Origin of the sequence: Klebsiella sp. D5A (assembly GCF_001620885.1) — a bacterium.
GTDB classification, from domain to species: domain Bacteria; phylum Pseudomonadota; class Gammaproteobacteria; order Enterobacterales; family Enterobacteriaceae; genus Klebsiella; species Klebsiella variicola.
Window position 1 is genome coordinate 72,055 of the sequence record NZ_LOAR01000019.1, and the last position, 24,561, is coordinate 96,615.

General features: G+C 56.2%; 29 protein-coding genes. 14 read left to right on the forward strand and 15 right to left on the reverse strand.

Annotated features, from left to right (window positions below; genetic code table 11):
- Positions 1-126: 126 nt before the first annotated feature.
- Positions 127-1,335, forward strand: coding sequence for an HD domain-containing phosphohydrolase (locus AS136_RS22785; protein WP_023339923.1), 1,209 nt, complete (start codon positions 127-129; stop codon positions 1,333-1,335).
- A gap of 73 nt (positions 1,336-1,408) precedes the next feature.
- Positions 1,409-3,193, forward strand: coding sequence for a sensor domain-containing diguanylate cyclase (locus tag AS136_RS22790; RefSeq protein ID WP_063267030.1), 1,785 nt, complete (start codon positions 1,409-1,411; stop codon positions 3,191-3,193).
- A gap of 6 nt (positions 3,194-3,199) precedes the next feature.
- Here the strand turns inward: AS136_RS22790 and AS136_RS22795 are convergent, their stop codons facing one another.
- Entirely contained in the window at positions 3,200-4,090 is an 891-nt protein-coding gene (locus AS136_RS22795) for a LysR substrate-binding domain-containing protein (RefSeq protein ID WP_008807694.1), read from the reverse strand.
- Between the two features lie 120 nt (positions 4,091-4,210).
- Between AS136_RS22795 and AS136_RS22800 the strand changes: the two genes are divergently transcribed.
- On the forward strand, positions 4,211-5,713 hold the full coding sequence (locus AS136_RS22800) for a UbiD family decarboxylase (protein ID WP_012542133.1): 1,503 nt from the start codon (positions 4,211-4,213) through the stop codon (positions 5,711-5,713).
- Positions 5,714-5,788: 75 nt separating this feature from the next.
- Here the strand turns inward: AS136_RS22800 and AS136_RS22805 are convergent, their stop codons facing one another.
- Together AS136_RS22805 and AS136_RS22810 are read right to left on the reverse strand one after the other, a co-directional pair.
- Positions 5,789-6,199, reverse strand: coding sequence for a Spy/CpxP family protein refolding chaperone (locus tag AS136_RS22805; protein WP_012542134.1), 411 nt, complete (start codon positions 6,197-6,199; stop codon positions 5,789-5,791).
- A gap of 129 nt (positions 6,200-6,328) precedes the next feature.
- The gene (locus AS136_RS22810; RefSeq protein ID WP_016160694.1) at positions 6,329-7,015 is read right to left on the reverse strand and encodes a KPN_01159 family EAL domain c-di-GMP phosphodiesterase; all 687 of its coding nucleotides are present in this window, start codon (positions 7,013-7,015) and stop codon (positions 6,329-6,331) included.
- A gap of 467 nt (positions 7,016-7,482) precedes the next feature.
- On the opposite strand from AS136_RS22810, the gene AS136_RS28505 reads away from it, so the two are divergent.
- A complete protein-coding gene (locus AS136_RS28505; protein WP_032691162.1) occupies positions 7,483-7,671 on the forward strand; it encodes a hypothetical protein in 189 nt (62 codons plus the stop codon).
- Here the strand turns inward: AS136_RS28505 and AS136_RS22815 are convergent.
- Positions 7,650-8,282 carry an ECs1377 family protein gene (locus tag AS136_RS22815; RefSeq protein ID WP_063267031.1) on the reverse strand — a complete coding sequence of 211 codons (633 nt, stop codon included), beginning with the start codon at positions 8,280-8,282 and terminating at the stop codon, positions 7,650-7,652. The genes AS136_RS28505 and AS136_RS22815 overlap by 22 nt on opposite strands.
- A 572-nt stretch (positions 8,283-8,854) precedes the next feature.
- Between AS136_RS22815 and AS136_RS22820 the strand changes: the two genes are divergently transcribed.
- Positions 8,855-9,052: a hypothetical protein gene (locus tag AS136_RS22820; protein WP_004140506.1), complete on the forward strand. Its 198-nt coding sequence runs from the start codon at positions 8,855-8,857 to the stop codon at positions 9,050-9,052.
- A 58-nt stretch (positions 9,053-9,110) separates the two neighbouring features.
- Here AS136_RS22820 and AS136_RS22825 read toward each other — a convergent pair whose 3' ends face one another.
- Positions 9,111-9,905 carry an AraC family transcriptional regulator gene (locus tag AS136_RS22825; RefSeq protein ID WP_063267032.1) on the reverse strand — a complete coding sequence of 265 codons (795 nt, stop codon included), beginning with the start codon at positions 9,903-9,905 and terminating at the stop codon, positions 9,111-9,113.
- A gap of 77 nt (positions 9,906-9,982) precedes the next feature.
- Between AS136_RS22825 and AS136_RS22830 the strand changes: the two genes are divergently transcribed.
- The 3 genes from AS136_RS22830 to AS136_RS22840 are packed head-to-tail and all read left to right on the forward strand — an operon-like array spanning position 9,983 to position 13,156.
- Positions 9,983-12,034 carry an FUSC family protein gene (locus AS136_RS22830; RefSeq protein ID WP_063267033.1) on the forward strand — a complete coding sequence of 684 codons (2,052 nt, stop codon included), beginning with the start codon at positions 9,983-9,985 and terminating at the stop codon, positions 12,032-12,034.
- Positions 12,027-12,239 carry a DUF1656 domain-containing protein gene (locus tag AS136_RS22835; RefSeq protein WP_012968537.1) on the forward strand — a complete coding sequence of 71 codons (213 nt, stop codon included), beginning with the start codon at positions 12,027-12,029 and terminating at the stop codon, positions 12,237-12,239. Before AS136_RS22830 ends, AS136_RS22835 begins: the two co-directional genes overlap by 8 nt.
- Positions 12,236-13,156: an efflux RND transporter periplasmic adaptor subunit gene (locus AS136_RS22840; protein WP_012968538.1), complete on the forward strand. Its 921-nt coding sequence runs from the start codon at positions 12,236-12,238 to the stop codon at positions 13,154-13,156. The genes AS136_RS22835 and AS136_RS22840 overlap by 4 nt, the downstream gene beginning before the upstream one ends.
- Here the strand turns inward: AS136_RS22840 and cydB are convergent.
- The 6 genes from cydB to AS136_RS22870 all read right to left on the reverse strand — a co-directional run bounded on the left by cydB (position 13,150) and on the right by AS136_RS22870 (position 17,825).
- Entirely contained in the window at positions 13,150-14,160 is a 1,011-nt protein-coding gene (cydB, locus tag AS136_RS22845) for a cytochrome d ubiquinol oxidase subunit II (RefSeq protein ID WP_008807703.1), read from the reverse strand. The two genes, AS136_RS22840 and cydB, sit on opposite strands and share 7 nt — an antisense overlap.
- Positions 14,157-15,563 carry a cytochrome ubiquinol oxidase subunit I gene (locus tag AS136_RS22850; protein WP_012542145.1) on the reverse strand — a complete coding sequence of 469 codons (1,407 nt, stop codon included), beginning with the start codon at positions 15,561-15,563 and terminating at the stop codon, positions 14,157-14,159. The genes cydB and AS136_RS22850 overlap by 4 nt, the downstream gene beginning before the upstream one ends.
- Before the next feature lie 55 nt (positions 15,564-15,618).
- Positions 15,619-16,506, reverse strand: coding sequence for a manganese catalase family protein (locus AS136_RS22855; protein WP_012542146.1), 888 nt, complete (start codon positions 16,504-16,506; stop codon positions 15,619-15,621).
- Between the two features lie 16 nt (positions 16,507-16,522).
- Positions 16,523-17,029, reverse strand: coding sequence for a ferritin-like domain-containing protein (locus AS136_RS22860; RefSeq protein ID WP_008807706.1), 507 nt, complete (start codon positions 17,027-17,029; stop codon positions 16,523-16,525).
- Between the two features lie 26 nt (positions 17,030-17,055).
- Positions 17,056-17,550 carry a YciE/YciF ferroxidase family protein gene (locus tag AS136_RS22865; RefSeq protein WP_063267034.1) on the reverse strand — a complete coding sequence of 165 codons (495 nt, stop codon included), beginning with the start codon at positions 17,548-17,550 and terminating at the stop codon, positions 17,056-17,058.
- An 89-nt stretch (positions 17,551-17,639) separates the two neighbouring features.
- Complete coding sequence (locus AS136_RS22870) at positions 17,640-17,825, reverse strand: con-10 family general stress protein (RefSeq protein ID WP_004150795.1); 186 nt, start codon at positions 17,823-17,825, stop codon at positions 17,640-17,642.
- A 610-nt stretch (positions 17,826-18,435) separates the two neighbouring features.
- Between AS136_RS22870 and AS136_RS22875 the strand changes: the two genes are divergently transcribed.
- A complete protein-coding gene (locus AS136_RS22875; protein WP_008807708.1) occupies positions 18,436-19,629 on the forward strand; it encodes a zinc-dependent alcohol dehydrogenase in 1,194 nt (397 codons plus the stop codon).
- A 107-nt stretch (positions 19,630-19,736) separates the two neighbouring features.
- Positions 19,737-19,964 carry a DUF1272 domain-containing protein gene (locus AS136_RS22880; RefSeq protein ID WP_012542149.1) on the forward strand — a complete coding sequence of 76 codons (228 nt, stop codon included), beginning with the start codon at positions 19,737-19,739 and terminating at the stop codon, positions 19,962-19,964.
- A 54-nt stretch (positions 19,965-20,018) separates the two neighbouring features.
- Here AS136_RS22880 and AS136_RS22885 read toward each other — a convergent pair whose 3' ends face one another.
- On the reverse strand, positions 20,019-20,564 hold the full coding sequence (locus AS136_RS22885) for a cysteine hydrolase family protein (protein WP_063267035.1): 546 nt from the start codon (positions 20,562-20,564) through the stop codon (positions 20,019-20,021).
- Positions 20,565-20,889: 325 nt separating this feature from the next.
- Here AS136_RS22885 and AS136_RS22890 point away from each other — a divergent pair, with 325 nt between their 5' ends.
- From AS136_RS22890 to AS136_RS22905, 4 genes are all read left to right on the forward strand, one after another.
- On the forward strand, positions 20,890-21,363 hold the full coding sequence (locus AS136_RS22890) for an OsmC family protein (RefSeq protein WP_022066230.1): 474 nt from the start codon (positions 20,890-20,892) through the stop codon (positions 21,361-21,363).
- A 137-nt stretch (positions 21,364-21,500) separates the two neighbouring features.
- Positions 21,501-21,824: an antibiotic biosynthesis monooxygenase family protein gene (locus tag AS136_RS22895; RefSeq protein WP_012542151.1), complete on the forward strand. Its 324-nt coding sequence runs from the start codon at positions 21,501-21,503 to the stop codon at positions 21,822-21,824.
- Positions 21,817-22,209 (forward strand): amino acid-binding protein, encoded by a 393-nt coding sequence (locus tag AS136_RS22900; protein ID WP_032732783.1) that lies wholly within the window; start codon positions 21,817-21,819, stop codon positions 22,207-22,209. The genes AS136_RS22895 and AS136_RS22900 overlap by 8 nt, the downstream gene beginning before the upstream one ends.
- Positions 22,206-22,919: an ArsR/SmtB family transcription factor gene (locus tag AS136_RS22905; RefSeq protein ID WP_032732782.1), complete on the forward strand. Its 714-nt coding sequence runs from the start codon at positions 22,206-22,208 to the stop codon at positions 22,917-22,919. Before AS136_RS22900 ends, AS136_RS22905 begins: the two co-directional genes overlap by 4 nt.
- Before the next feature lie 337 nt (positions 22,920-23,256).
- Here AS136_RS22905 and AS136_RS22910 read toward each other — a convergent pair whose 3' ends face one another.
- The 3 genes from AS136_RS22910 to AS136_RS27435 all read right to left on the reverse strand — a co-directional run.
- The gene (locus tag AS136_RS22910) at positions 23,257-23,730 is read right to left on the reverse strand and encodes a hypothetical protein (protein WP_032730035.1); all 474 of its coding nucleotides are present in this window, start codon (positions 23,728-23,730) and stop codon (positions 23,257-23,259) included.
- Positions 23,727-24,065: a hypothetical protein gene (locus tag AS136_RS22915; protein WP_032732780.1), complete on the reverse strand. Its 339-nt coding sequence runs from the start codon at positions 24,063-24,065 to the stop codon at positions 23,727-23,729. The genes AS136_RS22910 and AS136_RS22915 overlap by 4 nt, the downstream gene beginning before the upstream one ends.
- A gap of 398 nt (positions 24,066-24,463) precedes the next feature.
- Positions 24,464-24,561 (reverse strand): hypothetical protein (locus tag AS136_RS27435; RefSeq protein ID WP_228140427.1); only part of this gene is annotated, 98 nt, incomplete at its 5' end.

Genomic DNA, 24,561 nt, shown 5'->3' on the forward strand with positions numbered 1-24,561 from the left:
GATACATTCTGGGTATTAACCTGTTCAGCAGCCAACTACACAACACGCATTGCGATCAGATTATCGACACTTCCGTCACCCGCGAGGTCATTTTTGCCCGCCAGGTAACGCGTACGGAGAACAGAAATGCGTATTGCCCTGAAATCAGCGCTAATGCTGACGACCAGAGTCATTCAGATCATTAACCCTGAACTGCACCGGCATATGCAACGAACGGCCTTAATCGCCCTGACGCTGGCGCAAAGGCTGGGGCTGCCTGCCGAGCGGCAGCAGACCATTTTTTGCGCCGCGCTGCTGCACGATATCGGCGTGCTGGGAGATAAACGCACCATTCATTCGCTGGATGCCATCGATAACATCCACGATCCGCATCAGCGCCAGGGGGCGGCGATGCTGGAAGGGTTAGTGACCTTTCTGCCCATTGTCCCCTTCATTCGCGATCACCATTTTAGCCCGGACCACCGGGGTAGCCGCGAACAGCATATTGTCTATTTCGCCGATGCCTTTGAACGGCTGCTGCCTGCCGGGAGTCACGTGGCCGGCTGGCCCACACGGGCGGTGGTGGAACAGTTCGTCTCCCTGCACCGGGAGATCGATCCGCCGCTGTGCGATATGCTGTGCGAGGTCGCTGAAAATGCGAACTTCTGGCAGCACCTTCATCCCGGCCATATTCAACGGCTGCTGGAAATTATTGGTCCCATCAACACGCTGTATCTGGATATTCATGGTCTGAAAGATATCTGCCTGCTGATTGCCAAAATTGTCGACACCTACAGCAGCTTTACCGCCACCCATAGCATCATGGTGGGGGAAATCGCCCGCCAGCTTGCCCGCTGGATTCAACTACCGGAGCCCATCTGCCAGCAAATTCAGATTGCCGGCTATCTGCACGATATCGGCAAGATCTCTATCCCGCTTTCCATCCTCGAAAAAGAGGGCGAACTGGATGATGACGAACTGGGCCAGGTGCGCGAGCACAGCTATATGACGGGCGAGATCCTCAGCGACTACAGCGAGCTCGGCGACATCATTAACTGGGCGTCGAATCACCATGAAAAACTGGACGGCAGCGGCTACCCTCTGCATCTCGAAAAAGATCATCTGACCCTCGCCGACCGTATTATCTCTATCGCCGATATTTTCACCGCGCTGACCGAAGATCGCCCTTATCGTAAAGGAATGGCCTGGCAGGAGGCCTTACAGATTATGGAAGCGGATGTTATAAATGGCGCTCTGGATAGCGATGTCTTTCTCGTTTTGCGCCACCATGCGGAAACGCTGCACGCCATCATTCTTCAGACCCTCGAACACCCCCGCAGCGAGCACCGCCCCTGAGGCAGGCCGCCGTCATGGCGGGGGGCGAGTTCTATAATTAAAACAGCTTCATCTGCATGCAAGGAAATACAGGGTGAGAATCGCCACCATCACCAACTGGGCTTACGGGATCACCGTCGGCCTGACGCTGGCATCCGGCAGCGCCATGCTTATGGCCTCCAGCGCCGACCGCGTCGAACGCCAGGCGGTACAACAGCGCCAGGTCTTTGATACCCTCTCCGACGAGGTGGAAAACGACGCCTGGGCGCTGTCTGACCTCGCCCGACTGTACGTGGTTAAGCCTTCGCCGGAGACGCTTACGCAGTATCAGCAACTGCAGCAGACCGACAAAAGCATTGAGCAGCGGCTGGCCGGACTGAAAGATAACGGCGCCAGCCGCGAGGAGCTGGCGCTACTCCAGGATGGTCTGCGGATCGCCGATGAGCTTCAGGATGAACAGCAGGCGGCCCTGACGCATGTCGCCCGCGGCGATGCGCCAGCGGCCATCGCGGTGCTGTACGGCAAAGCGTATGAGACCGAACTGGAGCGCATGCAGACGCAGATCGATCGCTTCCGTCAGATGCTTGAGCATCGCGCCGCCATCGCTATCGACCAGGCCACCGAGCGCTCGCGGATCTGGCGTACGCTGTCGGAAATCATGGTCGGCCTGACCGCCCTGATGTTTTTGTTTGTCCTCGGCTTCATTCTCAAACGCCGGGTGTTGTACCCGGTGGTCCGTCTGAGCGACGTGGTGCAGCGTCTCGCCTCCCAGGACTATGCGGTGGAGACGCCGCACTTCACCCAGGTGGATGAGATTGGCGATATGGCCCAGGCGATCCGCATTTTTCGCGAGAACGGCCTGGCCCGCCAGCAGCTGGAGCAGCAGCGCGACGCCGACTGGGCGATCCGTGAACTGCTGGCGCGTATGACCCAGCGTCTGCAGGGCTGTGAAACCATAGAGGATGTGATTAAGGTGGCGGAGCTGTTCGCGCCGAACATCGCCCCGACGATCCCCGGTAAACTGTATATTCTGGATACCGATCCATGGCAGATGCGCTGCGTGGCGCAGTGGCTGTCGCCCGCCGGGGAGACGACGTCCTTTGCTCCCGACGACTGCTGGGCGATACGGCGGGGACTCAGCCATCCGCCGGTACAGGGTGAGCCCGATATCACCTGCTATCATCTGCCGGAGGCGCACGCCGGCCAGTCGCTCTGCGTACCGCTCATCGCCCAGGGCGAAGCGATCGGTCTGCTGAGCTTTCAGAACGTCACCGCCAGTGACGCCCCTTCCCGGGCTTACCTGGAGCTGATGGCCGAAGCGCTGGGGCTGGCGCTCGCCAATCAGCGTTTACGCAGCGCCCTGCTGGAAAAAGCGTTGTTCGATTCGCTGACCGGCCTGCGTAACCGCCATCATCTTGATGAAGCGCTGCACTCGCAGATGGCGCTGGCGGTCCTTACCCACACCCCGCTGAGCTGCCTGATGATCGACATCGATCACTTCAAAGCCATCAATGACCGCTACGGCCATGAAGCCGGGGATCTGGTGATTAAGAGCGTCGCGACCATTGTGCAGCGCGCGGTGCGCGATATCGGCATGGCTTTCCGCTACGGCGGCGAGGAGTTTTTAGTGCTGCTCCCCGGGATTGACGAAGCCGGGGCGCACCAGTGCGCCAGCGAGATCTACACCCAGGTGCACAATATGACGCTGCGCGATGGCCTGACGGAGATAGGCCAGGTGGATGTGTCGATTGGCATCGCCAGCTACCCGCAGCACACCCAAAGCGACAGCCTGCTGCGCGCAGCGGACGCCGCGCTGTACCGGGCGAAAGAGCTGGGCCGTTCAAGGATTGTCAGCTTTGGCCGCCTGAAGACCCGCTAAGCGGGATTATTGCTCAGCGGCATTAAGCAGCGAGATAACTTTCCGCACCACCGCCGAACGGAAATGGCGGTGGTAAACCATGCTCAGCTCACTCTCCGCCAGCCGATCCTGGAGATCGATATACACCACGTTATCAAGGCGTAAGGCCCGCGCCGAGACCGGCACCAGCGCCACCCCCACCCCGGCGGAGACCAGGCTAATCATCGAGGTGACATCGTTAATTCGCTGCACCACCTGCGGCGTAAAACCCGCGACGCGACAGGCGTCAATAAATACCTGCTCCAGTCCGGTGCCCTGCGGATCGTCAAGCGAGATCCAGTTGTCAGTGCGCAACGAGGCCAGATTGAGCGCCCCCACGCCTGCCAGCGGATGCTGTTGATAAAGCGCCAGGCAAAGTTTTTCCCGCACAAATGGCCTGACCACCAGCGCGTCCGGCGGTGACGCCAGCGGCGCGCGGATGATGGCGATATCCAGACGCAGATCCAGCAGCGCTTCGTAGAGCATTTGCACATCCCCCTGCACCAGCGACAGCTCAATCCCCGGCCAGTCAGCGCGCAGCTCGCGCAGGAGCCCCGGCAGTTTGCTGTCATACATCGCACTGGAGACATAGCCCAGATGCAATCGCCCCTGCTCGCCTCGTGCGGTGCGCTGGGCGTCCAGGACCGCCTGATCGGCCATCTCCAGCGCCAGCCGCGTCTTCTGCAAGAAGGCCTCGCCCGCGGCGGTGAGGGTCAGGCGCCGGTTAGCGCGGGAGAAGAGCACCACGCCCAGGCGCTGCTCGAGTTGTTTAATCTGCTGGCTGAGGGCGGGCTGGGCGATATGTAACCGCTCTGCCGCCCGATGCATATGTAGTTCTTCAGCAACGACCACAAAATGGCGTAACGCTCGCAAGGACATGGCCGGACTCCGCGGAGTAAATTGATAATAAAAATGTTATCAATAAAGCATGAATGATGCAATTGATAACCATTAGCCTGCGAAGCATACTGTGCGCATCGACACGCTAAGGAGAACATCATGACCGCACCGATTCAGGATCTGCGCGACGCTATCGCGCTGCTGCAACAGCATGACAATCAGTACCTCGAAACCGATCATCCGGTTGACCCTAACGCTGAGCTGGCCGGCGTCTATCGCCACATCGGCGCGGGCGGCACCGTGAAGCGCCCCACGCGCATCGGCCCGGCGATGATGTTTAACAATATTAAGGGCTATCCGCACTCGCGCATTCTGGTGGGCATGCACGCCAGCCGCCAGCGGGCCGCGCTGCTGCTGGGCTGCGAAGCCTCACAGCTGGCGCTGGAGGTAGGCAAAGCGGTGAAAAAACCGGTCGCGCCGGTGGTCGTTCCGGCCAGCAGCGCCCCCTGTCAGGAACAGGTCTTTCTGGCCGACGATCCGGATTTTGATTTGCGCACCCTGCTCCCGGCGCCCACCAACACCCCGATCGACGCCGGTCCCTTCTTCTGCCTGGGCCTGGCGCTGGCCAGCGATCCCGACGACGCCTCGCTCACCGACGTCACCATCCACCGCTTGTGCGTCCAGGGCCGGGATGAGCTGTCGATGTTTCTCGCCGCTGGCCGCCATATCGAAGTGTTTCGCCAGAAAGCCGAGGCCGCCGGCAAACCGCTGCCGATAACCATCAATATGGGACTCGATCCGGCTATCTATATCGGCGCCTGCTTTGAAGCGCCAACCACACCGTTTGGCTATAACGAACTGGGCGTCGCCGGTGCGCTGCGTCAGCGTCCGGTAGAGCTGGTACAGGGCGTCAGCGTCCCGGAGAAAGCCATCGCTCGCGCCGAGATCGTTATCGAAGGGGAACTGCTGCCGGGGGTACGCGTCAGAGAAGATCAGCATACCAACAGCGGCCACGCGATGCCGGAGTTTCCTGGCTACTGCGGCGGCGCCAATCCGTCGCTGCCGGTGATAAAAGTCAAAGCGGTGACCATGCGAAACAATGCGATTCTGCAGACGCTGGTAGGGCCGGGCGAAGAGCATACCACCCTCGCCGGACTGCCAACGGAAGCCAGTATCTGGAATGCTGTCGAGGCTGCTATCCCGGGCTTTTTACAAAATGTCTACGCCCACACCGCGGGCGGCGGTAAATTCCTCGGGATCCTGCAGGTGAAAAAACGCCAGCCCGCCGACGAAGGGCGTCAGGGGCAGGCCGCGTTGCTGGCGCTGGCGACCTATTCCGAGCTGAAAAATATCATTCTGGTCGATGAAGATGTCGATATCTTTGACAGCGACGATATCCTGTGGGCGATGACCACCCGTATGCAGGGGGATGTCAGCATCACGACAATCCCCGGCATCCGTGGTCACCAGCTGGATCCTTCCCAGACCCCGGCATACAGCCCGTCGATCCGCGGAGAGGGTATCAGTTGCAAGACAATCTTCGATTGCACGGTGCCGTGGGCGCTAAAATCACACTTCGAACGCGCACCGTTTGCCGATGTCGATCCGCGTCCGTTTGCGCCGGAGTATTTTGCCCGGCTGGAAAAAAACCACGGTCAGTAAAATCAGATGATAGCCGCCGGAGCACGGCGGCATCTTCCGGGCCAGCATCACCTGCAGCGGGTGGCTGACGCAGGGTTAGTTGATCGCGGCGGAGAGGTCTTTTTTCACCTGCTCACGCTGCTCGGGGGTCAGCACCTGGCTCACGTCGAAGTAGTATTTCACACGATAATACCGCACCTGCTGGTCCAGCTGGCCAAAGGCGGCCAGCTGCTGTTTGACCTTAGCGTCATCCCATTTTCCGGAGTGAATAACGTCTGCCAGAGCACCATCCTGATAGCCGCTGATTTTAATCTGGCTTACATTATTTTCGAATCCCTGACGCAGCGCCTGGATTTTGGCGACCTGCTCTTCACTCAGCTTCAGGTGCTGGACGACCGGATCCTGCGAGACAGACGGTATATCGGCGGAGGTCGACGCCTGGCTGGCTGCCGTAAAGCAGGTGGTCAGCGCAATGGCGAGCAGGGTGTTACGCAAGCGAGTATTCACAGTGAATGATCCTTCAGAAAAGAAAATGAGAGGCGATTATCACTGCGCTAATAAAGACTATCTGTAACAAAGGGTTAATTTAAAACTGGATAAAAAAAGGATGGTAAGAAACAGAAATCAGATCCCGGGTCAGCAGCACAGAAAGATATATTCATCCTTCCAGTAACGGCCCTGTCCAATGATATCCCCGGCGGCGCTGATTAACTGTTTTTGCTTTTCGGTTTCAATCCCCTCAACGATCACATGGCTGGTCAGGGTATGAATAGATTGCAACAGCCCGGGAAAAGCGGGGTCGTTTTCTTTATCCCAGAAGTAATCTTTATCCACTTTGACGCAATCGAAGCGGAAGCGCTCCAGCAGCGGGAAGGACGTCCGTCCGCGGCCAAAATCATCCAGCCAGACCGGGCAAAGCGCCGCCAGCGTGCTCAGCGCCGTCAGCTCACGTCCGGCGATAAACTCGTGAAAGTTCTCATTTATTTCCAGAGCAATGTGTTTACAGGAGCGCAGGAAATCACAGAGATAGCGATCCGTCAGAATAAAGTGGCTTAATAAATCATCAATATTCAGCGATATCGGTTTATTATCGACCCGGGCGAAATCAAATACAGAAAGTAACTCGATTTGCCGAATAAATAGAGCAAGCTTATCGCGTTCGGTAAGCGTGGAGAAAGAAAACGTCGACGCAGAGGTGGTATTTTGTGCGGGTGCTATAATATCTTTAGTAAGCAACTCCCACGAGTGGTAGCTGCCGTCATCGCTAATAGCGGGCTCCAGAACGAAGCGATAAGAGGTATTTTTCACGTTTTCTTCAACCATTTAAAAAATACCAAAAATAAGAAAGGGTTAAAGCATGTCATATATTTTCCGCCAACAAAAATAGTTTAAAGTGATCGATAATAATCATTCGATAGTTAAAAACTATCAAGATATAATTTATTGATCGGTAAATTGAATTAATATAAATTAGCCACTGCTGTAACTCCCTCTGAAAAGTCAATTAAAATATTGTTTCAAACCAGACAGTTACCAGAGTATTCTGCGTAAAGCCTGGTCGTCTCACGCTTTGTGCTGCCAGGTAAAAAAAGAGAGGGGTAATAAAAATGAAAAATACAAGCCGCCAGTTTTAGTCATATCATTATGCCGAATATGAATAACGCTGCGTCCTGAGGCGCCGCTTCGCCTGGCATGCCATGAGTCCTCAATAAAAAAGTGTGACTCAGTCGACAAAACGTCATACTTTCCCGCTATCCTGCAGCGAAGAAGAGTGAAGTGGATGACAGGCAGTGAAAAAAATAAACGTGATTCCGCTGGGGCTGATGCTATTCATGCTCATCGCCAGCGCATGGCTGGGCCCTGCGCCGCGGCACACCGGCAGCATGCAGTGCGTTTGGTTTGACGGGGCAATGGTGAGCTGCCTGCCGAAGCAACGACTGGGCGAAGGCTCGCCGCATCATTTACTGGTCAGACGATAAACCGGTACTCGCCGGGTGGTGTTGAACAGATTATCGCAGGCTTCCACCTCTTCCGTGACAATTCCCATGCCGGACCGGCGCAATTGCGCAATGTCCGCCGCCACCCGCTGACTGCCGAACCAGAACAGCGCATCAAGCGCGGTAACCGGCAAGCCGGCAAGTAACGCATGGCGAAGCCGCTCCCGGGCCGGCTTTATCTCGCGGGCAATCTGCTGGTACGGGGCTGCCGTCGGTCCCTGCGGATCGACGCGACGGATACGGTTTGACAGGTGGTAATGGAAGGACTCCGGAATCGGCTGTAAATCCTGCTTCAGACTGTAGACACAACCGTAACGTTTGCCGTTGAAAACGGCGGCTTTACGATTGAGCTGCAGCTGATCGCGCACGTCGGCGATCAGCTGCGGCGCGCGCACCAGCAGCAGGCGAAAAGGCAATTCGAAGCTGGTGACATAGTCGACATTCAATAGCGCAATGCGCAGACGCTCCTCAGCCCCGGCCTGCTGCTGACAACACTCCAGATAGACCTCACGCCACTGCGCTCTGAGCCGTGGCGACTCACCGGCTTCTGTAAACTGGTATTTTTCAATATCGTAATCAATTCTCCCGGCCACCGCGCATTCCTTTCTGAATCAGTCCGGCGTCATAATAACATCCTCTGGCGCAGTACCCTATGCCGAGCGTCCTCGCGCATCCCCTTCCCGGTTATTTACGATACAGATAACGGGTGATGACCACATCGAGGAGATACAGCAGGAAAATAACGCTGCTTAACCACAATAAACCTGCGAATAAATCAAGTAATTGCATCGTTGCTCCCTCACTGTTAGCCATCGCCGAATGACGCCCCTCACCATAAAGTAGTTAAGTTCTGCCTTAACAGCCACCAAATAAATTTATTTAGTCAAAAGAAAGCCCGGCGCTATTGTACGTTCATTTTACTGTCATCAAATTGTCATCATAAAATGTCTATCATCAACCCGCGCCGCAGGGTTGTCCCGCGCCTCATAGCATCCTGGGGAAACGCGCGGCCACAGGTTTAACAACATGGAATAATATCGCCCCACCGTATCCTTAATGACATTGCATCATCTTATATCAGGCGCCACTGTCATCCTGCTGAATAATCCGGAAAACGCTTTAAACAATAAACGCCCTGCTGATTGGTTTACCATGGAGAAATAAGATGCCCAGCGAAAAAGCCCGCAGCCTTGACCATTTCTATGAATTACTGGCGACAGGACAACACCCGAAAATTGAACTCGATTTTGATGTCGCCGCGGACGATTTTTTTAAAATCGCCACCGAGTTTGGCGACATTGGCGCGAGGATCACCCGGGTTAACGAACGATTTATTATTAAGATCAAGCCGCCGAAAGCGTAAGCGCCCCCTGCCGCCTTGTTGGGTGCCACGCCAGCCGTCGCGGCCCGACAAGGTTTTCTTAACGAGCCGCGGTCTGACGCTCGGCAAAATAGTGCGCCGGTGTCGTCCCCATCGTTTTTTTGAACATGGTAATAAAGGCATTTACCGATTCATACCCCAGCTTAGCCGCCACGTTTTGTACCGAAACGCCGCTGGCCAGCTCCTGCAGGGCAATAATCAAATGCAGCTGCTGGCGCCAGCGCCCGAAGGTCAGGCCGGTCTCCCGCAGCATCACCCGGGCCAGCGAGCGCTCACTCAGCGCCAGACGCTTCGCCCACACCGACAGGGTGCTGCGATCGTCAGGATGGCTGACCAGCCGGTCGGCCATCGCCCGAATTTTGGGATGTGCTGAGACGGGCAGATTCAGGCGCTGCGCCGGCATGGTCGCCAGTTCGTCAAGGGTCACTCGGGTGAGTCTCCCGGCATGGCTATCCGCCACATAATCCGCCTCCTCACGAGTGAGTCGCTCCACCAGCTCGTGGATCAGGGGAGAGAGCGCCAGGGTGCAGCAGCTGCCAGGCAGCGCGGCAGCGCCGGGTTCAATAAACAGATAATTGAGGCGCGCGTTCCAGGTGGCGGACACACTGTGCGGAATACCGCCCGGGATCCATACCGCGCAGCGAGGCGGCACAATCCACAGGTTATTTTCCGCCCGACAACTCACTGCACCATACAGCACAATAATCAACTGCCCTTTGCGATGGGTATGCACCGGCACTTCCGCTTCATACTCGACAAAATCAAGATGACAGGCGACGGCCGGGCAGGACGCGGCGTCCGGATCGTACAGCGTATTGGCAAAAGGTGATGGCATACGATTGGCCAGATTCAGGTATTTTTTGACAGAATAGAGTATTTCGCCGCAAGCGCAAGCCAGCCATAATCCGCGGCATGAACATTAACCTCTTTCGCCAGGCCGCCTGGCTGCGTGCCGCAGGCGCCGTCGCGCGCCCTTTCATGCCGCAATCGACTTCAGCCGTCCTGCGCAGTGATGCCCAGGCAATACTCTTTTCCGCAAAGAGTTTCGCCGCGGCGATGCTGGCGTACTATCTTGCGCTATCCATCGGCCTGCAAAGGCCTTCGTGGGCCATCATCACTGTCTATATCGTGTCGCAGACCTCGGTGGGCGCATCGCTAAGCCGCAGCGTCTATCGCCTGGTCGGGACCCTCGTCGGCGCGGCGGCCACCGTCTTCATCGTGCCCACCTTCGTTAACCAGCCGATCCTGTGTAGCGCCATGCTGGGCCTGTGGATCGCGGGTTGCCTGTGTCTGTCGCTGCTTGAGCGCACGCCGCGCGGATACGCTTTTTTGCTGGCGGGCTACACCGCGAGCCTGATTGGTTTCCCCGCCGTCTCCGTGCCCGGGACCATCTTTGACCTCGCGGTCATTCGGGTGGAAGAGATCGCCATCGGTATCTTGTGCGCCGGATTGATTCACCGCTTCGTGCTGCCGGTGCGCATCGCCGGGCGGTTTAACAGCACGCTGGCACAGACGCTGGCAACCGCCCGGCAGCGGATCGCCGATACGCTGGCCGGTAAGCCGGTGGCGGCGGAAACCCTGCGGCTGGCGCTGAGCCTGCAGTTTTTGCAGGGCATCAACCACCATCTTCCCTGGGATGACGGTCTCTCTGTTCCCCACCGCGAGGTCAGAAAAGCGATCCACGACCGGCTGGCGCGACTGTTGATCGTCAATGGCGAATTGTATGACCGTTTACAGAGGTGCGGGCAGCCACCTGACGACCTGCAGACGCTGCTAACGGAGGCAGAGGTCTGGCTGAGAGGTCCGGAAGCCGACAGAACGGCGCTCTCCGCCGACGAACTACTCTCCCGCTGCGAGCAGCTCATCAACCGGTGCGCCCCTGCGCAGACGCTGAACGAGGCGCTGCGCGTTAGCCTGGTGCGCCACCTGGCGGAAGCCATCCGTCTCCTGCAGCAGAGCGAACGGCTGGCGAAGGCGATTTATCACCGCCGATCGCCAACCCTGCCCTCTGACGCCCGCTCGGCAAAGGGCTATGTTTTCCATCGCGATCCGCTCAGCGCCCTGCGGACCGCCTTCGGCGCCTTCGTCATCATCCTCAGCGGCTGCCTGATCTGGATAGGCTCTGCCTGGCCCGATGGCGGCACTGCGGTCTCGATCCTCGGGGTCTGCTGTAGCCTGTTCGCCAGCTTCTATGCGCCGGCGGCGCAGCTGGTGAAATACCTGATCGGCTGCGTGTGGGGCGTGCTGTTCAGCCTGCTGTATAGCTTCGCCCTGCTGCCGCAGGTGAGCGAATTTGCCCTGCTGGCGGCGATGCTCGCCCCGGTCTATCTGCTGGCCGGTTCGCTGCAGGCGCGGCCGCCGACCACCTTTATGGCGATGGGCATCACCCTGACGCTGCCGATATTGTGCGAACTGGGCCCCAGTTATCAGGGGGATTTCGCGACGGCGATGAATACCTCTATCGCGCTGTTTGTCGCCATCGGCTATGCCGCGTTTGGTATGCGTCTGCTGCAAACCGTGCAGGCCGATGCCGCTGTCCATCGTCTGCTGACACTGTGCCGTCGCGATATCCGCCGCGCCGCGCGGGGCCGACTGGCGCACAATGCCCACCGCTGGACCAACCTGATGATCGACCGGACCGCTTTACTGCTGCCGCGGCTACCGCAGAGCGGGCCAACCGCAGGTCAGCTGCTGGACAAGATGCTGCACGATATTCGTACCGGCCTGGCGGTGATCCACCTGCGCCGTAGCTATCAGCCGGTGGATCGAGAAGCGGCTACCGCTGTGCAGACGCTGCTTGACGCCCTTAGACAGGAGCCGGACATAGAGGCCCTCGCGCAGCCTGTTGACGCGCTGTTAGCCCACGGTTTACCGGCTGATGCCGCCTCACATGAGCGCGCGGAAGCGCTCATTTCCCTGTATTGCGCCTTACACCGGCCTGAGGAGAGCCAAAACCATGCGTGATCTCGCGATGGGCGGGGTATTTTTCCCCGGCCTGCTGGTTGTCGGCCTTGTCGCCCTGCTCGCGACGCTGCTGCTGCAACCGCTTATTTTCTCCGTCCGGGGCCTGGGCCGCTTGCCCTGCCGCCCGCTGTGGGGGCTTTCCCTCTATATCGCACTCTTTTTCCTGCTCCTGCAGGAGGTTAACACGCTGGGGTTTGCCGTATGACAGTCTATCTCACTCTTCTGGGCCGCTACGCCCTGACCTTAGGCGCCGTTGCCGCCGCCGCGCTACTGGCTTTCATTCTCTGGAAACAGGAGGCGCAAACGCCCTGGACCCGCGATGGTCGGGTACGGGCCGACGTGGTGCAGATCGCTCCCGATGTCTCGGGACCGGTGGCCAGCGTGGCGGTAAAAGACAACCAGTGGGTCAATCGGGGAGATGTGCTCTATTCCATCGATCCGCGCTGGCTGAAGCTGGCGGTCAGTAGCGCCCAGGCGGAGGTGGAAGCCCGACGCCAGGAGATGGCGATGCGCCAGGATGCCGCCAGACGACGGGCGCAGATCCAGGGCGTCATCTCCAGCGAAGATCTGAAACAGACCAACAGCGCGGCCAGCGTCGCGGCCGCTAACTACCAGGGCGCGCTGGCGGCACTGGCGCTGGCGCAACTAAATTTAGCGCATGCCACCGTGCGGACGCCGGTGGCCGGGTACGTCACCCATCTGCGGCTACGCCCGGGCGACTATGCCACCGCCGGGGTGACGAAAGTGGCCATTATCGATGGCCAGCGTTTCTGGGTGGTGGGGTATTTTGAAGAGACCCGTCTGCGCCACATCCACGTTGGCGATACCGCACATATCACGCTGATGGGGTATGATCCGGTCATTACCGGCCATGTCGAGAGTATCGGACACGGGATCGGCGATACCAATGATGAGACCGGCGCCCTGGGCCTGCCGGAGGTCGAGCCGACCTTCAGCTGGGTGCGGCTGGCGCAGCGTGTGCCGGTACGCATCCATATCGATACCCTGCCCGAGGGGGTGGAACGGGTCGCCGGCTTGTCCGCGACTATCTCGGTCATTCCCGCGCGGTTGGCGCGACGCGCCGGCAAATCCTCACCTGCCGGCGCGAATCAGGCTCAGTGATAGCCCTCGCTGCCGGAGACTTTGCCGCGAAAGACGTAATAACTCCAGGCGGTATACATCAGGATCACCGGGATAATGAGCAGCGCCCCCGGCAGCATAAATACCTGGCTGGAGGGCGGCGCGGCGGCATCCCACAGGGAGATATTCGGTGGGATAATGTTCGGCCAGACGCTGATCCCCAACCCGCTGAAGCCGAGGAAAATCAGGCCCAGCGTCAGGATAAAGGGACGAGCGTGGCTGGCGGGGCGCGCGCTCAGGCGCCAGATCCACAGGCTCAGCGCCAACACCAGGATCGGTACCGGCAGGAACCAGAAGAAATTGGGTAGCGTAAACCAGCGCTCCGCCACATAGCGCCAGCCCAACGGCGTCCAGACGCTGACCACCGCGATCACCACCATCAGCGCCAGCAGCACCTTGCGGGTCAGCTCGCGCATCCGCTGCTGCAGCGCGCCTTCGCTTTTCATGATCAGCCACGTGGTGCCGAGCAGCAGATAGGCCACCACCAGCCCCAGACCGCAGAACAGGTTAAAGGGGGTAAGCCAGTCCAGCGTTGAACCGGCGAAGCGGCGGTCAGCCACCGCAAAGCCGTTGATAAACGCGCCGACGACAATCCCCTGGCTGAAGGTCGCCAGCAGCGAGCCGCCGGCGAAGGCATAATCCCAGAAGGTACGATGCGAGGGAACCGCTTTAAAACGAAACTCAAACGCCACGCCGCGAAAAATCAGGCCGATGAGCATCGCCGTCAGCGGGATGACCAGCGCATCGGTGATCACCGCATAGGCCAGCGGAAAGGCGCCGAACAGCCCAGCCCCGCCGAGTACCAGCCAGGTTTCATTTCCATCCCAGACGGGCGCCACGCTGTTGACCATCACATCGCGCTCTTCGCCATCATGCACCACGCTGAACAGCATCCCAATACCTAAATCGAAACCATCCATCACGATATACATCAGCGTGGCGAAGACGATGATGACAAACCAAATCACCGAGATATCGATGCTCATGATGCGTTCTCCTCATCACGCACCGGCTCTGCCGCCGAGAGCGGACGCGCCGGGGTGCCGGCGGTTTGCGAGGTCAGCTCCGTCACCGGTTGCGGCCCTTTTTTAATCAGCCGAAAAATGTAGTAATACCCCACGCCAAATACCGCGCAGTAGACCACGATAAACACCAGCAGGCTGATGGCCATCTGCAGCGTGCTGTGCAACGACACCGCATCCCGGGTGCGCAGCAAGCCGTAGATCACCCACGGCTGGCGACCCATCTCGGTGGTCACCCACCCGGCAACCAGGGCAATAAGGCCGGCAGGCCCCATGCAGAGCGCAAACCACTGAAAGGGACGCGAGTGATACAGTCGCCGCCGATAGCGCAGCCAGGCGCTGCAGATCCCTAAGGCGATCATCAACACGCCCATCCCAACCATGATGCGAAACGACCAGAAAACGGCGGGCGAATAGGGTCGGTCCTCTTTCGGGAAGTCTTTCAGCGCCGGCACCTGCTTATGCAGACTGTGGGTGAGGATCAGGCTGCCGAGAGCGGGGATCTCGAGGCCATAGCGGGTGCGCTCCTGTTCCATATCCGGCAGGCCAAACAGCAGCAGCGGCGTGGCCTCGCCGGGTCGGTTTTCCCAGTGCCCCTCGATGGCGGCGATCTTCGCTGGCTGATGCTCAAGGGTGTTAAGACCATGCATATCCCCCACCACCGCCTGGATTGGCGCTACCAGCAGCGCCATCCACATCGCCATCGACAGCATTTTGCGGATGGCCGGCGAGTCGTTGCCGCGCAGAAGATGCCACGCGGCAGAGGCCCCGACGAACATGGCGCTGCTGAGAAACGCGGCTATCGCCATATGAAACAAACGATACGGGAACGAGGGGTTAAAGATAATCGCCAGCCAGTCCTGCGGAATGAGATGGCCATTTTCGATGGTAAAACCCTGCGGTGTCTGCATCCAGCTGTTGGAGGCGAGGATCCAGAAAGTGGAGACCAGGGTGCCAAGCGCCACCATGCAGGTAGTAAAAAAATGCAGCGCCGGCGGCACTTTATTCCAGCCAAATAGCATTACCCCGAGGAATCCCGCTTCGAGGAAAAAGGCAGTCAGCACTTCGTACAGCAGCAGCGGGCCGGTTATGCTGCCAGCAAACTGGGAAAATCCGCTCCAGTTGGTGCCGAACTGATAGGACATCACTAATCCGGAGACCACGCCCATCCCAAAATTGACGGCGAAAATTTTCAGCCAGAAATTGTAGAGTGAGCGCCAGACGTTATCCCGGGTTCGCAGCCACATCCCCTCAAGCACCACAAGGTAGCTGGCAAGGCCGATGGTGATGGCCGGAAAGAGGATATGGAAGGAAACGGTAAAGGCGAATTGCAATCGGGCCAGATGAAACGCGTCGAATTCAAACATATTCCACACCCATCATTGTGAATCGCCCCGGCCGCAGCCGGGGCTCATGCGAACATCACTTAGCCGATGAGGAAGTGTTTTGCTTACCGGCGCCGAGTTCGGCGCCGGTCAAAGGATCGCCCTGCGGGTCAGACTGCGTTCGCTTCAGCATCGCTTTGCACAGCGCTTCCTGCTCTGGCGTCAGGCCGACAGTAGCGCTGCCATCTCCGCCATCCACAGCCGGCTGCGGATCCTTGACATAATCGAAGTGTTTGTCACTGTTCCAGCTGCCGCGTACTTCTCCACCTTCTGACATATTGTAGTAGGTGTTAGCGTACTCGCTAATGGGCGGCAGTTTGCCCGGTGGATAGTTGTTGCGAATCGACTGCAGCGCCTTCTCAAAAGAGAGCTGATGCGCCGCTTCGCGGGTCATCAGGAACGCCAGCGCGTCTTTCACGCCGGGATCGTCGGTCACGTTGATCAGGCGTTCATAGACGATCTTCGCCCTCGCCTCCGCCGCGACATTCGACCGCAGGTCGGCGGTGGGTTCGCCGATAGTATCAATGTAGGCCGCCGTCCACGGCACGCCCGCCGAGTTAGTCAGCGGGGGACCGCCGCCGTACAGCAGCGAGGTAATATGGCTGTCATTGCCGTTGGCAGTAAGTGAACGATAAAGTTCCGCCTCGCTTTCGGTGCCCTCCGCCAGGGCTCCTTTGGCGCCTTTATTCAGCATGCCGACCAGGGTGCCAATGATCTCCAGATGGCTCAGCTCCTCTGTCGCGATATCCATTAGCATATCTTTGCGGCCGGGATCGTCATCGCTTAATCCCTGAGTGAAATAACGACACGCGGCGGCCAGCTCGCCCTGAGGGCCGCCAAACTGTTCGAGCAGTAAGTTCGCGAGCCCCGGATTGGGTTCAGCAACGCGCACGGTATACTGCAGTTGTTTCACATGACGAAACATAGGCCTGCCTCCTGGGTTATTTTTTCGCTTCTACGCCGTCAGCATCTGAACGCAGGAGAAACTGCTCCGTGGTCTGAGGAATATGTTTGATCAGCCAGTCGGCCATTTCCCGCTCTTCCGCCAGGATAGCCTCAATAGCCGGGATGGAGGCGGTGTCGCCCGCTTTTTCAGCCGCCGCCAGCAGAGAGGTGTAGCAGGCGATCTCAAATTGCTCGAAGACGTACCCGCTGATCGAGCCTTTGACGATTTCATCGGAAGGAAACATTCCGCCGATGGACTGGCCGAGAGCCGCCATTTTACTCATCGAATCTTTAATCACCGAGCGCGAAATGTCGTTGCGGTCGAGGATCTCTTCCAGCACGGTAATTTGCCGTTTGGTCTCATTAATATGCTGTTCAATTCTGGCACGGAGATCCGGATAATTATCGATACGGCCAGCCATCGATTCCAGCATGGATTCTGCCTGCTTTTCCATGGCATGCGCATCGCGTAGCCAGTCATGATAATGTTCAACGTGATTCATGGTCATTTCCTCGTGTCAGGGAGCGTTTATTTTTCCGCTTTTTTATTAATGTTACCTACCGCCAAATCGGTTAATTTAACGTCGGTTTGCTTTTCTTCTTCCAGCGTTTCGGCCAGCAATTTGACCGCTTTTTTATAGCCCAGCTGTTCTGCCAGGGTGACCAGGGTGCCGTAACTGGCAATTTCGTAATGCTCGACCTTTTGCGCAGCGGCAATTAGCGCAGCATCTCGTACCTCATTTTTTTCCGTGCTCTCAACGACTTCATTGGCCTCTTCGATTAATCCTTCCATGGCCACGCATTTCATGCGTTTGATTTTCAGGCCGGATTCCTGCTCAATAATTTGGTCAATACGTTCAATCTGGCCCTGGGTTTCTTCGAGATGAGCATTGAACGCCGCGCTGAGTTTTTCACTGGACGCCGCTCTGGCCAGTTTAGCCAGCCCGCGGTTTAATTGTTTCTCTGCGCTGTAGGTATCTGAGAGCAGGTGGATAAATACATCTTCAATGCTTTTCATATTCATAGAAATACCTTCTGGAGTCAGAAAATAACTGCGAGTCTATACAGACTCGCAGGAGATACTTTCACTTCAGGGTGCAAGGAAAAGGATAATCAGGAATTATCGGACTTGCGGCCACCGCCGTGGCTGTTTTGTCCGCCTTTTTTACCCGCTTCGGACGCACGCTGCGGATCATTTTTAAAGTTCCCGCCGCTGTGCTGACCACCTTTACGACCTGCTTCAGAAGCTTTTTCACGGTCTTCAGCAAAATTACCGGAACCACCACGATGCTCTGCCATATTTCACCTCATGTATTTCGGTTATGTCAGTACGATACGAAAATATTCCGTATCACTCGTCGTTCGATATTTAACTCTAGCGGGTAATGCTGGTTAGTCAAATTATTATTCCGTTTTCCCGACGTCTTTCAGCAGTAATTCGGAATAATTCCACAACACACATTAAAAATAACCAGACGGCACATCACCGCTAACTTACTGTGTGCAGGGAAATAATACCTGCAGCCCTCGTATTATCGATACAACCGGAGTACTCCTGTTGAGGTATATAACGAAGCGGCGCGGCGAGGCTTCGTCGGCATGAAATTCAGAACTTTTCTAAAGATAACCAATAAAAAAAGCCGCTGGGGGAGCGGCTATCAAATAAAAAAATGGAGCGAATATCATGCCTGATTAAGGCTAGACTTCGTCATCCGAATATGCAAATAACCCAACAAACCAAACGTGAAATAAGCGAAACGTAAAATACACCCAACAACTTAAATATCACGCAGTTCCATTACTTGTACTCTACGCTTTATTTTTACGGTGGTTTATCGGTGGCCATCGCGTCAGGTCAATATGCCTTTGCGCCTGATGCGGTCAGCCGTTCTCTCCAGGAGAATATGCAATGAAAGCACTCACTTATCATGGTCCCCATCATGTCAGCGTCGACACCATGCCCGACCCGGCCCTTGAAGCGCCGGACGATATTATACTGCGCGTCACCGCGACGGCGATTTGCGGTTCCGATCTCCATCTTTACCGCGGAAAGATCCCCGGCACGCACCACGGCGATATTTTCGGTCATGAATTTATGGGGGAAGTGGTGGAAGCGGGTTCCGAGGTCACCGCGGTCCGCAAAGGCGACCGGGTGGTTATCCCGTTTGTGATCGCCTGCGGAGACTGCTTCTTTTGTCGCCTGCAGCAGTATGCCGCCTGCGAAAGCACCAATAGCGGCCAGGGGGCGACACTCAACCGAAAAGGCATTTCGCCACCGGCGGCCCTGTTTGGCTATAGCGATTTGTACGGCGGCATCCCGGGCGGCCAGGCTGAATATGTACGGGTCCCCAAAGCCAATACCGGACCATTTAAAGTGCCTGACACCTTACCCGATGAAAAGGTGCTGTTTCTGTCAGATATTCTGCCCACCGCCTGGCAGGCAGTAAAAAACGCCGAGGTCAAACCCGGCAGCAGCGTGGCTATTTTTGGCGCCGGCCCGGTAGGGCTGCTGTGCGCCTCCTGCGCCAGGCTCAATGGCGCAGAGCAGATATTTATCATCGATCATAACGATTACCGACTCGATTTCGCGCAGCAGCGCTATGGCGCGATCCCGATAAACTTCGACACCCATGACGACCCGGCGCAGTGGATTATCGATAACACGCCGGGACATCGCGGCGTCGACGCGGTGATTGACGCCGTGGGCTTCGAGGCGAAAGGCAGCCTCACGGAAACCGTCCTCAGCAACCTGAAAATCGAGGGCAGCAGCGGAAAAGCCCTGCGTCAGTGCATCGCCGCCGTGCGCCGCGGCGGTATCGTCAGCGTGCCCGGGGTTTACGCCGGTTTCATTCATGGGTTTATGTTTGGTGATGCCTTTGATAAGGGACTGACCTTCAGGATGGGGCAAACCCACGTCCATGCCTGGCTGCCGGACCTGCTGGCGCTAATTGAGCAAGGGCTGCTCACCCCTGAGGAGATCGTCACTCACCATATGCCGCTGGAGGAGGCCGCGCGCGGCTATCAGATCTTTGAGAAACGCGAAGAGGCATGCCGCAAAGTCATCCTTGTGCCGGGGATGCAGCCCGGGAAGGCAACGCTTTGAGGCGGGAGTTAATCCGCCCTCCTCGGCAGCCAGTCCGGGCCGTGATATAAAAACAGCATGCGTTGACCCGCCCTCGCTGATACAGCCGTTAACCACAGGAGAAGTTAATGCTCGAGTTACGCCCGAATTGCGAATGCTGTGATAAAGATCTGCCGCCAGACTCACCCGAGGCGTTTATCTGCTCGTTCGAGTGTACTTTTTGCCGGGACTGCATGACGGCGCGGCTGCACGGTCGTTGCCCAAACTGCGGCGGCGAACTGGTGCGGCGCCCTGTGCGTCCCGAAGAGGCGCTGCGGCGGCACCCCGCCTCCACCCTGCGCCGCCATGCACAGTAAAACCGGATGAACTGGCGTGGCAAACGGGAGCCATCGAGCTCCCTTTCTTCATCCTTATTTCTCTGCAGAAAAGTGCCACTCTGCGGCGGTCGATAGCGTCACAAATGGCCCGGCAAGCGTGATATTGTGATGGCCGATAATGTCAGGCGCTGACAACCGTTCGTTATCCATGGTTGAGTGCGCATCCGAGATCAGCACCGTCCGCCATCCCAGCGCCGATGCCGCACGGCAGGTCGTGTCCACGCAGAATTCGGTTTTCATCCCGGCAATAACCAGCTGTTTTACGCCGGCCTGAGCGAGCCGATGCGCAAGGTCAGTGTGCTGGAAACAGGAGGGGTACCTTTTAATAAAGACGATATCTCGCTCGCCGCTAACCCCCATCTCAGGCAGCAGTTGGGTTAATGGACTTTGTGCTGAGAACGGAGAATCGTCCGGCCCGGTATGGCGGGCAAAGAAGACGGGCACCTCAGCCTGTCTCGCTTTTTCAATCAGCAGGCAAACGTTCGCCAGAAGCGCATCGGCCTGATACGGAGAAACCGGGCTATGGAAAAGCCCCTGCTGCATATCGATAATTAAAAGGGCATGCTCAGATGAAATCATGATGGGTCTCCATTCAGTGTGTCACGAACGGAGAGGTCTCTCCCCGTCCACATTGGCGGGGAGTGAGGATCTGTTTGTCAGGAGCCGGTCACAGATACGCCCACACCACCGCTGGTTACGGTCGTGGTGGTGGTGGTGACGGTGGTCGTTGGCTGAACTGACGTAATCATTATCTGACCTTCACTTATTCTTTACATATAAAACATACGCACCATTAAAACGGCTCTTTTCTTATAGCATTGAGCAGATACGGATGGCAATTTATGCGCGAACAACGCAGCCGCCAGCACATAAATCTCCCCCTCCACAGAGAAAAGGCAAATCTATGCAACATGCTTATACCAGCCATATCACATGGACCGGCAATCAGGGCACGGGTACTTCGGGTTACAAGGCTTATGCCCGGACCTGGGATATCGCGGTAAAGGGAAAAGAACCCATTCATTGTTCAAATGATCCATTACTGGGCGGCGATCCCGGCAAAATGAACCCGGAAGATCTCCTGCTCTCTTCTCTTTCAGCCTGTCACATGCTGTGGTACTTACATCTGGCCTCCGATGCCGGCATTACGGTCATGGAATATCAGGACTCACCGGTGGCAATGGGTGAAGTATTAAAAGGGGGCGCGGGTCGCTTTATTTCTGCCACCCTCAGGCCGAAAATCACCGTACTATCAGGTACCGATCTCGACGCCGCCACGGCCATTCATCAGCAGATCCATCACGTCTGTTTTATCGCCCGTTCGGTCAATTTCCCGGTCAGTTACCAGCCTGAATTTATTATTTTTAACGCAGAGTAACGCGTTTCTGGGACGGTAATTCGGTGCACAGGGACGGCGGCTGAGGGTATCCCCCCTCAGCCATACTTCGCTGCAGACCGAAGCATTCTGCTCGGGCCGTCAGTAGACTGCAGGGACATTCACCACGGAGCAGACTGATGATTGCAGTACTTTTTGAGGCCGACGCCTTACCAGAAGCACAGGAAAGATATTTACAGCTTGCGGCCGGGCTGACGCCTTTGCTTTCAGACACGCCGGGGTTTATTGCCATTGAGCGCTTTCAGAGCCTGAGTACGCCCGGCAAAATCCTCTCGCTATCCTGGTGGGAAGATGAAGCATCGGTGGCCAACTGGCAGCAAAATGAGCGGCATCTGGCTGCCCAGCGCGAAGGTAAAGCATCGATTTTTTCATACTACAGAATACGCGTTGCCCGCGTGTTCCGGGATTACGCATCGGATCGGGGAGCGCAGCCAGATGTATGACATCCACGTGATTCTCAGCAACACGCCGGGCTCGCTTGGCGCAATGGGTATGGCGCTGGGTAACAACGGCGTGGGGCTCGAAGGCGGCGGCGTATTCACCACGCCTGAGGCCGGACATGCGCATTTTCTGGTGGAAGACGGTGAGAAAGCCCGCAGGGTACTGACCGAGGCCGGCTTTGCCGTCAGCAGTGTATGCCGTCCTCTGATCAGAAAGTTACCTCAGGAACGACCAGGGGAACTGGGCGACATCGCAGACACCCTTGCCCGCAATGGCATTAATATTCTGGTACAGTACAGCGACCACCGTAACCGGCTCATTCTCATTACCGATGATGACACCCGGGCTGCGGAAGTGACCAAAAAATGGGCCATACTTTCTGAATGAATCTCCTGAAAACGCAGCAAGACAGTGAGCCAGAGGAGGCGCTGGAAACCGCTATGGCGATGGTGGCCTCCGCCCTCTCTGACCCGTCAAGGGTCAGTATTCTATGCGCGCTAATGGATGGGCGCGCATGGACGGCAACCGAACTCAGTACGGTTGCCGAGGTGTCTGCCTCCACCACCAGCGGACATCTTGCCCGACTGCTCAGCAACGGGCTGGTGGTGTGTCTCGCGCAGGGGCGTCACCGCTATTACCGCCTGGCGGGCGCGCATATCGCCGCGCTGCTGGAAAACCTGATGGGCGTCTCTATGCAGGCGCATAAGACGCTTCTCCCCAGCACGCCGGTTAACCTTCGTTACGCACGCACCTGCTACGACCATTTGGCGGGCGAGCTGGCGGTGAACATTTATGAGTTTATGCTGCGGGAAAAATGGCTGGCGGCCGATGGCCTGGCCCTGACATCAGCCGGTAAAGCCCAGCTTGAACGCCTTGGCGCAGTACTGAACACCCGCCCGCGACGTAAGCCTTGCTGTCCCTGTCTTGACTGGAGTGAAAGACGTTTTCATCTGGGCGGTGACGCCGGATCGGCGCTGATGGCACTGTTTGAGCAGAAAGGATGGATAACCCGCACGCCGGGATATCGGGAAGTGCAAGTGACGGATAGCGGCAGAGCGGCGTTGTCCCGGCTGTTTAATCTGAAAGTGAGCGGATAGCGTATTGCTTTTCAGTCACCCATTTGGCGCCTTAACGTTCGGCGCGGTTTTAACCTGCATTTTCTCCCCGAACTCCCCCTCTAACTTTGGTGCATCTGTTTGCATGTCCGCATAAATTCCGCACCTCTATGTCGGGGAACGTGTGACGGGGGATTAAGGGCACCATGTGAGGATAAGCTAATCTGTGCTCATTCCTAACCAGAAACAAATAATATGTTTCACTACCTCTTCTATAATAAATTTAAAATCAATAAGTTAAACCTGTTCAGTAAGATTAATTTTTTATATTTCAATCTAAAAACAATAACTTGCCAAATCCCGACTCTTGTCGAAACTGTCAGCGATGATAGGTTTCCCATTCCCGGTAAACCGATATAATTGACTGATATTTAGATGTGTCAGCAGGACTGAAGAAAAACTGCAACTCCTTATCTTCGTACAACTCTCTGATTGGAACGTGATAAGTTTTCTTAAACGTTTCCTTGTTTAGTTTTCCTTCACGATAACTCATACAGGCTTGATCATATGCATTGAGCCAAGTTTCTTGTGCTGAATTATAATTTTTGCTGATGATTGGATAGTTGACAGCAGAGCTATCAGCTTCTGCGTATTTCATCAATGCCTCGCGCAGCTGTACTGTTGCAGTAGCAATACTATTTGTAATCTGACTTTCGAGAGCAGCTTCCTGTAACTTCAGCGCTCTTTTGGAAATAACGTTTGCATTGCGATATTGAAGTGCTGAATAGATAGAAGCCACCAAAGCTATACATGACAGCGTAAGCGTTACAATATTTAATTGTTCTTGATTCATGGTTTCGGTCCTTTTGCTACCATTCTCATCATTGCTAGTATTTCATCATTGCTAATGGATGAGCCTGATTTAGCTAACGCCTCATAATCCTCCCTACCACTGTAGTGTTCAAGGGCGATAACATCATCGTCATACCCCAGGTCCGTCAGGGCCTTTTTTAGCTCTTCGAGCATACGAACCCGTTGATGCTCAGTAAGAGGGTTTCCATCTACTGTTAAAGTCTGAATTTCCATCCAGATTTTATTCAATTCTATCACTCGCATATCTCCATCTTTACATTTAGATATGCGAGCAGCATATATTTCTGCTAATTCCTTATAAGTTTGGACTGCCATAGTATCTCTCCTTGATGTATGAATTAGAGTTTGTATAGATAAAGTAAGACTTCTTCATTGTATTGAAGAAAATTAGAAGAACAAGATTTTTAGGGAATTTTACCTATACAACGCATTCTTTTTCGCTATCAATCTCTTTTTAAAGAAAAAGAGATTCTATATATACACTTCTGGCAATGGCAAACTGCCAAGATATTTCCTAACCTGATATCTTTCTGAGTTCATAACCCGGTCATGGCAAATACTTAAGTTAGAAAGGCAGCATTGAACTGGTTGATGTCGTGCAGCAGGATATCTGTCACTACACGATCCGATGAGCACCTGGGGGAATCATTGACTGAAAATCAAAAAAAACGGGAGCCCATCGACTCCCGCTTTTACTTAATCCACCAACGGGATTACATGTTCGCGATGATAGCGTCGCCAAACTCTGAACATTTCAGCAGCTTAGCGCCTTCCATCAGACGTTCGAAGTCATAGGTCACGGTCTTGGCGG

Bases quoted from the DNA above. Each gene is read 5' to 3' on its own strand.
- AS136_RS22785 (WP_023339923.1), top strand. From the start codon at position 127: ATGCGTATTGCCCTGAAATCAGCGCTAATGCTGACGACCAGAGTCATT.
- AS136_RS22795 (WP_008807694.1), bottom strand. From the start codon at position 4,090: ATGTCCTTGCGAGCGTTACGCCATTTTGTGGTCGTTGCTGAAGAACTA.
- AS136_RS22800 (WP_012542133.1), top strand. From the start codon at position 4,211: ATGACCGCACCGATTCAGGATCTGCGCGACGCTATCGCGCTGCTGCAA.
- AS136_RS22810 (WP_016160694.1), bottom strand. From the start codon at position 7,015: ATGGTTGAAGAAAACGTGAAAAATACCTCTTATCGCTTCGTTCTGGAG.
- AS136_RS22820 (WP_004140506.1), top strand. From the start codon at position 8,855: ATGCCCAGCGAAAAAGCCCGCAGCCTTGACCATTTCTATGAATTACTG.
- AS136_RS22825 (WP_063267032.1), bottom strand. From the start codon at position 9,905: ATGCCATCACCTTTTGCCAATACGCTGTACGATCCGGACGCCGCGTCC.
- AS136_RS22830 (WP_063267033.1), top strand. From the start codon at position 9,983: ATGAACATTAACCTCTTTCGCCAGGCCGCCTGGCTGCGTGCCGCAGGC.
- AS136_RS22835 (WP_012968537.1), top strand. From the start codon at position 12,027: ATGCGTGATCTCGCGATGGGCGGGGTATTTTTCCCCGGCCTGCTGGTT.
- AS136_RS22840 (WP_012968538.1), top strand. From the start codon at position 12,236: ATGACAGTCTATCTCACTCTTCTGGGCCGCTACGCCCTGACCTTAGGC.
- cydB (WP_008807703.1), bottom strand. From the start codon at position 14,160: ATGAGCATCGATATCTCGGTGATTTGGTTTGTCATCATCGTCTTCGCC.
- AS136_RS22850 (WP_012542145.1), bottom strand. From the start codon at position 15,563: ATGTTTGAATTCGACGCGTTTCATCTGGCCCGATTGCAATTCGCCTTT.
- AS136_RS22855 (WP_012542146.1), bottom strand. From the start codon at position 16,506: ATGTTTCGTCATGTGAAACAACTGCAGTATACCGTGCGCGTTGCTGAA.
- AS136_RS22860 (WP_008807706.1), bottom strand. From the start codon at position 17,029: ATGAATCACGTTGAACATTATCATGACTGGCTACGCGATGCGCATGCC.
- AS136_RS22865 (WP_063267034.1), bottom strand. From the start codon at position 17,550: ATGAATATGAAAAGCATTGAAGATGTATTTATCCACCTGCTCTCAGAT.
- AS136_RS22870 (WP_004150795.1), bottom strand. From the start codon at position 17,825: ATGGCAGAGCATCGTGGTGGTTCCGGTAATTTTGCTGAAGACCGTGAA.
- AS136_RS22875 (WP_008807708.1), top strand. From the start codon at position 18,436: ATGAAAGCACTCACTTATCATGGTCCCCATCATGTCAGCGTCGACACC.
- AS136_RS22880 (WP_012542149.1), top strand. From the start codon at position 19,737: ATGCTCGAGTTACGCCCGAATTGCGAATGCTGTGATAAAGATCTGCCG.
- AS136_RS22885 (WP_063267035.1), bottom strand. From the start codon at position 20,564: ATGATTTCATCTGAGCATGCCCTTTTAATTATCGATATGCAGCAGGGG.
- AS136_RS22890 (WP_022066230.1), top strand. From the start codon at position 20,890: ATGCAACATGCTTATACCAGCCATATCACATGGACCGGCAATCAGGGC.
- AS136_RS22895 (WP_012542151.1), top strand. From the start codon at position 21,501: ATGATTGCAGTACTTTTTGAGGCCGACGCCTTACCAGAAGCACAGGAA.
- AS136_RS22900 (WP_032732783.1), top strand. From the start codon at position 21,817: ATGTATGACATCCACGTGATTCTCAGCAACACGCCGGGCTCGCTTGGC.
- AS136_RS22905 (WP_032732782.1), top strand. From the start codon at position 22,206: ATGAATCTCCTGAAAACGCAGCAAGACAGTGAGCCAGAGGAGGCGCTG.
- AS136_RS22910 (WP_032730035.1), bottom strand. From the start codon at position 23,730: ATGAATCAAGAACAATTAAATATTGTAACGCTTACGCTGTCATGTATA.
- AS136_RS22915 (WP_032732780.1), bottom strand. From the start codon at position 24,065: ATGGCAGTCCAAACTTATAAGGAATTAGCAGAAATATATGCTGCTCGC.